The organism is Stenotrophomonas sp. TWI1409 (genome assembly GCF_039673015.1).
GTDB classification, from domain to species: Bacteria; Pseudomonadota; Gammaproteobacteria; order Xanthomonadales; family Xanthomonadaceae; genus Stenotrophomonas; species Stenotrophomonas maltophilia_A.
The window spans coordinates 1-5,537 of the sequence record NZ_JBDJKU010000124.1; the positions used below are offsets into that span (position 1 = coordinate 1).

Here is a 5,537-nt window from a genome sequence, read left to right on the forward strand (position 1 = left end):
TGGTGGGCGGGGTGTGCGCTCCTTTTGGTGTTTTTGTGGGGGGTTGGGTGGGGGGGCCCCCCCCGCCCCCCGCCACTACCGTCAAGCAATCAATGCACTTCGTCGTGATAGACGAACTTCGGCATTTCCCAGCGGTAATGGATCGCCAGCAGGCGCAGCGCGAAGCCGCCGCCCAGGCAGCACAGGATCGCGGTAGCGTCGGCCACACCCCAGTGCAGCAGCAACAGGTAGGCCGCGCCGGTCAGCAGCGCGATGATCGCGTACAGCTCCTTCTGGAAGATCAGCGGCACCTCGTTGCAGAGGATGTCGCGCAGCACGCCGCCGAAGGCGCCGGTCAGCATGCCGGCAATCAGCACGATCGGCATGGCATGGCCGGCCTCACGTGCGATCGAACAGCCGATCAGGGTGAAGGCGATCAGGCCCAGTCCATCGAGCACCAGGAAGGTGCGTCGGAAGTGGTGCATCCAGCGTGCGACCCAGGTGGCGATCAGCGCCGCACACACGGTGAAGCCCAGGTACTCGGGATGCTTCACCCAGCCCAGCGGATAGTGACCGAGCAGGATGTCGCGCAGTGATCCGCCGCCGAGGGCGGTAACGCAGGCGATCATGACCACGCCGAACAGGTCCATGCGGCGGCGGCCGGCGGACAGCGCGCCGGTCATGGCTTCGGCGGAAATGGCGATCAGGTAGATGATGGACAGCAGCATGAGGCGGGCTCCGGGCGCGGTGGGGCCGGCCATGCGCCACTATCGCCACTGCCTGCGCAATGACGGGATGACGATGACCGGTGCCGCTCCCGCTGTCCTTTTGCCTGAGAGTTCAGCGGCATGGGCCGCGTGCCCCTTCGGCGGATCGTCCCGGGCATGCCCGGTGACCTCTCTCCAGCTCGGCGAGTCGAATGCATGGTTGGTGGGATTCCAGCCCACCGGCCTGAGCGATCATGGGAGCCTGCGCCTTCGGCGGGCGCCAGCGCGGCGCCTCTCTCCTGCATTCGGGCGCCAGTATATCCGCTGCAGTGCAACACGGCATAATCCGGCCATGGCCTCGTCCCTGCGCCCGTGGTTCCTGTACCTGCTCGAATGCCGCGATGGCAGCTATTACGCCGGCATCAGCACCGACGTGGACGCGCGTTTCGCTGCCCACCAGGCCGGAAAGGGCGCGCGTTACACCCGGGCGCGGCCGCCGCTGCGCGTACTGGCCGTGCGCGAGTACCCCGACCGGGCCGCCGCCTCGCGCGCCGAATGGCAGCTCAAGCAGCAGCCGCGCGAACGCAAACTGGCCTGGCTGCAGGCACCGGTCCTGTAGATCCACGCCATGCGTGGATGGGCCACTCGACCCATGCCATGATCGCCCCGCGCCCAGAGCTGGAGACCAGGATGTCCACGCTTGCCATGTTGCTCGCTGTTGCTGGTGCGACAAGCCCCGCCGCCGACCCGGCCACGATCGCGGCCATCAAAGCCACTTGCCACGATTACGTCGACGGCCAGCTGGAGGCCGACCCGCAACGCGTCGCCCGCTCCCTGCACCCGGACCTGGCCAAGCGCGCGGTCCTCGGCGATACACCCGACGAACGACTGGGCCTGCGCCGCATGTCGAAGGAAGAGCTGGTCTCGTTGACGAAGCAGGGCGCGCTGAAGACCCCGAAGGATCAATGGAACCGCTGCTGCACGGTGCTGGACGTGACCGGCAACGCGGCCTCGGTGCGGCTGGAAACCCCGTGGTTCGTCGACTACTTCCACATGGGGCGCTTCGACCAGCGCTGGGTCATCGTCAACGCACTGTGGTATCCGAAGCCGAAGGCGCTGTAGAGCGATGCGTGCCGCCGGCAAAGCATGGATCTCCGTCGTCGTACTGGTCGCCGGTATCGCGCTGCTGCCTGGCCTGCTGTACCTGCTCGGGCTGGCGCTGGTGGAAGGCCGGCCGCAGCCGGCAGACCGTGCGCCCAGTGGTGTGGCTGCATGCAGCAGTGAGCAGCGCACGGGATACCAGCCGATGACGCCATGGAGCTTCACGACGCGGTTCTTCGATCCCGAAGCGTTGAAGAAGGCGACTGATGTCGAGCGCGAAGCGTTCTGGGTTGCACGCCGCCACCTGATGCGGCAGCCAAGGCACGACATGTTGCGCTGGCATCTCAGCAGTACCGCACTGACAATCTGGATCACCCGGCATTGGAGTACCGCGCAGATTGCCGACACCGCGAGGAAGGAGGATTTCTGCCGCACCTGGTCGAAACGGCGGGTGCCGGGCGGCCCGATGAACCGGTAGATCCACGCCATGCGTGGATGGTGTTGACGGGGTCAGAGCCCTTTCCTGCGGAAAGGGATCCGACCGCGCAGCAGCCGGCCAGCGGCCGGCACTACCGTCGGGGTCGCCGGTCTTCCTGATCATCACCGAAGATGATGCGCGCGCTGCGCTGGTAGCTCCAGTACGCCACGGCCCAGTTCAGCAGCACCACGACGCGGTTGCGGAAACCGATCAGGAAGAACACGTGTGCGGCCAGCCAGAACCACCAGGCGAGGACGCCCGAGAGTTGCAGCCTGCCCAGGTGCACGATCGCGGCCATGCGGCCGATGGTGGCCAGGTTGCCGAAGTCGGCGTACTTGAACGGCCCCGGTGCGGCCTTGCCGTGCAGGCGCGCGCGGATCACCTCGGCCACGTACTTGCCCATCTGCTTGGCGGCGGGTGCCACGCCAGGCACCGGCTTGCCGTTGGCCTGGTTCAGCGCGGCCAGATCGCCGGCCACGAACAGTTCCGGGTGGTCAGGCAGGGTGAGGTCGGGTTGCACCTGCACGCGTCCGGCGCGGTCCAGCGGCACGTCCAGTGTGCGCGCCAGCGGTGAAGCGGCCACGCCGGCGGCCCAGACCACGGTGCGGGCCGGCACGAACTGATCACCGAGCTTGAAACCCTGGCTGTCGATGTCGCTCACCGGGGTGCCGGTCAACACTTCCACGCCCAGTTTTTCCAGTTGCCGGCGTGCCTTCAGCGAAAGCACTTCCGGGAACGAAGACAACACGCGCGGGCCGGCTTCGACCAGCCGCACCTTGGCGCTGGCCGGGTCGATGTGGCGGAACTCATTGCGCAGCGTATGCCGCGCGATTTCGGCCAAGGTGCCGGCCAGTTCAACACCGGTGGGGCCGCCGCCGACCACGGCGAAGCTCAGCCATGCGGCCTTCTTCGCCGGGTCCGGCTCCGCCTCGGCGCGCTCGAACGCCAGCAGCAGCTTGCGGCGCAGCGCGATGGCATCGTCCAGCGTCTTCAGGCCGGGGGCATCATCGGCCCACTGGTCGTTGCCGAAGTAGGCGTGGGTGGCACCCGTGGCCAGCAGCAGAGTGTCGTAGTCCAGCGTGCTGCCATCGGCCATGCGGATCTGCCGGGCCTGCTTGTCGATGGTGACCACTTCGCCGAGGCGGACTTCCACATTGCGCTGGTGGCCGAGGATGTGGCGCAGCGGTGCGGCGATATCCGGGGCGGACAGGCCGGCGGTGGCCACCTGGTACAGCAGCGGCTGGAACAGATGGTGGTTGCGGCGGTCGACCAGGGTGATGCGTATGCGCTCGCGGGCCAGGGCACGGGTGGCCCAGAGACCGGCAAAACCGCCGCCGACAACAACCAGGTGGGGAACGCGCTCGCGACTCATCGACTCACTCCAGTGGGGGCATGGGGGAAGCGCTTGGCATCTTCGCACGGCAGGCGGTTGTCACGTCAGCGCCCGCGTGGATCGGCGATACTCGGGTTCAGGCAACCGCCCGCGAGGAATCCATGAGCGAACCGGAAAAGCGCATCGCCCTGTTGATCGATGCCGACAACGCGCCGGCCTCGAAGATCGACGAGGTCCTGGCTGAAGTCGCCCGCTACGGCGTGGCCAACGTGCGCCGCGCCTATGGCAACTGGAAGAGCCCACGGTTGAAGGGATGGGAGGCGGTGCTGCACGAGTACGCGATCCGCCCGATCCAGCAGTTCGCCTACAGCAAGGGCAAGAACGCCTCGGACATGGCGATGGTGATCGATGCCATGGACCTGTTGTACGCGCGCAACCTCGATGGTTTTGCCATTGTGTCCAGCGATGCCGATTTCACCCCGATGGTGATGCGCCTGCTGACCGATGGCGTGAAGGTCTATGGCTTCGGTGAAAAGAAAACGCCGGAACCGTTCGTCAACGCCTGCTCGAAGTTCACCTATCTGGAAGCGCTGGGCCAGACCCATGCCAGCGTGCAGGACGTCGAGCAATCATCGAACGAGCAGGCACCGAACGAACCGGTGGCCAATGACGATGCCCGACCGCGCAAGAGCGGCGCGGAAATGCGCAGCGATACGCGGCTGGTGAAGATGCTGCGCCGTGCGGTGTCCTCGGCCGAGGGCGAGGATGGCTGGTCGCACCTTGGCCCGGTCGGCAGCCAGATCGGCAACCAGGCCTCGTTCGACCCGCGCAACTATGGCTACGGCAAGCTCAGTGACCTGCTGGCAGCGATTGGCCTGTTCGAGCTGAAGAAGGACGGCAAGTCCTCCTACGTGCGCGCGCTGCCGAAGAAAAACCGGTAGCGCCGGCCGCTGGCCGGCAAGCCCCAGATGCCAGATCCCGCATCCGGCACGCACATCTCCACTCCGATCAGGCGTATCGTTGCCGCTCGCATTGCCAGCAAGGAAAAACCCGCATGTTGAAGATCTGGGGCCGCCGCAATTCCAGCAACGTCCGCAAGGTGCTGTGGTGCGCCGAGGAGATCGGCCTGCCGTATGAATCCATCGAGGTTGGTGGCAGCCATGGCGGCACGCAGACGCCGGAGTACCTGGCGATGAATCCCAACAGCCTGGTGCCGGTGATCGAAGACCATGGCCTGCCGCTGTGGGAATCGAATGCCATCGTGCGCTATCTGAGTGCGCGCTACGCGCTGGGCACGCTGTACGCCGAAGACCCGATGGAACGCGCCCAAGCCGAGAAGTGGATGGACTGGAGCACCTCGCGCATGGCGCCGCTGTACACCGACCTGATCTGGGGCATCATGCGCACCGCCCCAGCTGACCGCGACGAAGCGCGCATCAATGCCGCCATCGTGCGTGCCGGTGACTACCTGGCGATGGCCGATGCCACGTTGGCCAGACAGCCGTGGCTGTCGGGCGAGACGTTCGCGATGGGTGACATCCCGCTGGGCTCGCTGATCTATGCCTGGTTCGAACTGCCCATCCAGCGCCCGGAACTGCCGCACCTGGCCGACTGGTACGCCCGCCTGCGCGAACGCCCGGCCTACCAGCGCGGCGTGATGTCGCCGCTGACCTGAGGGGTAGCGCCGGGCCATGCCCGGCGAGCGTGGTATGCGGAGGACCGCCGGGCATGGCCCGGCGCTAGCGTTCGTCTGCCTCAATACAGATCCGTCGGGTCCATACGGACCGACGGTAGAGTCGAGCTTGCTCGACTGTTTCTGGCGCACGGCAGTCGAGCAAGCTTGTATGTTCCTCCCGGCTCCTACGAGGTATGTAGGAGCCAGGGTGGAGGGACCGTCAAGCATGCATCTGCGGATACTAGCCGACAGACGAGTCGAGCG

7 protein-coding genes and 2 riboswitches are annotated in these 5,537 nt (G+C 66.5%); of the genes, 5 read left to right on the plus strand and 2 right to left on the minus strand.

The genetic code is table 11. From position 1 onward, the window contains the following. Window positions 1-89: 89 nt before the first annotated feature. Window positions 90-707: a trimeric intracellular cation channel family protein gene (locus tag ABE423_RS20420; RefSeq protein WP_005411215.1), complete on the minus strand. Its 618-nt coding sequence runs from the start codon at window positions 705-707 to the stop codon at window positions 90-92. Between the two features lie 84 nt (window positions 708-791). Beyond that, a riboswitch (glycine riboswitch) is annotated at window positions 792-895 on the minus strand. 13 nt (window positions 896-908) lie between these two features. Beyond that, window positions 909-998, minus strand: a riboswitch (glycine riboswitch). Between the two features lie 40 nt (window positions 999-1,038). Between ABE423_RS20420 and ABE423_RS20425 the strand changes: the two genes are divergently transcribed. The 3 genes from ABE423_RS20425 (at window position 1,039) to ABE423_RS20435 (ending at window position 2,265) form a co-directional block, all read left to right on the plus strand. After that, complete coding sequence (locus ABE423_RS20425; RefSeq protein ID WP_012512237.1) at window positions 1,039-1,305, plus strand: GIY-YIG nuclease family protein; 267 nt, start codon at window positions 1,039-1,041, stop codon at window positions 1,303-1,305. Between the two features lie 71 nt (window positions 1,306-1,376). Continuing rightward, window positions 1,377-1,808, plus strand: coding sequence for a nuclear transport factor 2 family protein (locus ABE423_RS20430; protein ID WP_346487327.1), 432 nt, complete (start codon window positions 1,377-1,379; stop codon window positions 1,806-1,808). A gap of 4 nt (window positions 1,809-1,812) precedes the next feature. Further along, complete coding sequence (locus tag ABE423_RS20435; RefSeq protein ID WP_100435310.1) at window positions 1,813-2,265, plus strand: hypothetical protein; 453 nt, start codon at window positions 1,813-1,815, stop codon at window positions 2,263-2,265. A gap of 91 nt (window positions 2,266-2,356) precedes the next feature. Here the strand turns inward: ABE423_RS20435 and ABE423_RS20440 are convergent, their stop codons facing one another. Then, window positions 2,357-3,637: an NAD(P)/FAD-dependent oxidoreductase gene (locus ABE423_RS20440; RefSeq protein WP_100435309.1), complete on the minus strand. Its 1,281-nt coding sequence runs from the start codon at window positions 3,635-3,637 to the stop codon at window positions 2,357-2,359. 122 nt (window positions 3,638-3,759) lie between these two features. Between ABE423_RS20440 and ABE423_RS20445 the strand changes: the two genes are divergently transcribed. Both ABE423_RS20445 and ABE423_RS20450 read left to right on the plus strand, forming a co-directional pair. After that, window positions 3,760-4,539, plus strand: coding sequence for an NYN domain-containing protein (locus ABE423_RS20445; RefSeq protein ID WP_012512235.1), 780 nt, complete (start codon window positions 3,760-3,762; stop codon window positions 4,537-4,539). A gap of 113 nt (window positions 4,540-4,652) precedes the next feature. Then, window positions 4,653-5,273, plus strand: coding sequence for a glutathione S-transferase (locus ABE423_RS20450; protein WP_032129683.1), 621 nt, complete (start codon window positions 4,653-4,655; stop codon window positions 5,271-5,273). The last annotated feature ends 264 nt before the right edge of the window (window positions 5,274-5,537 follow it).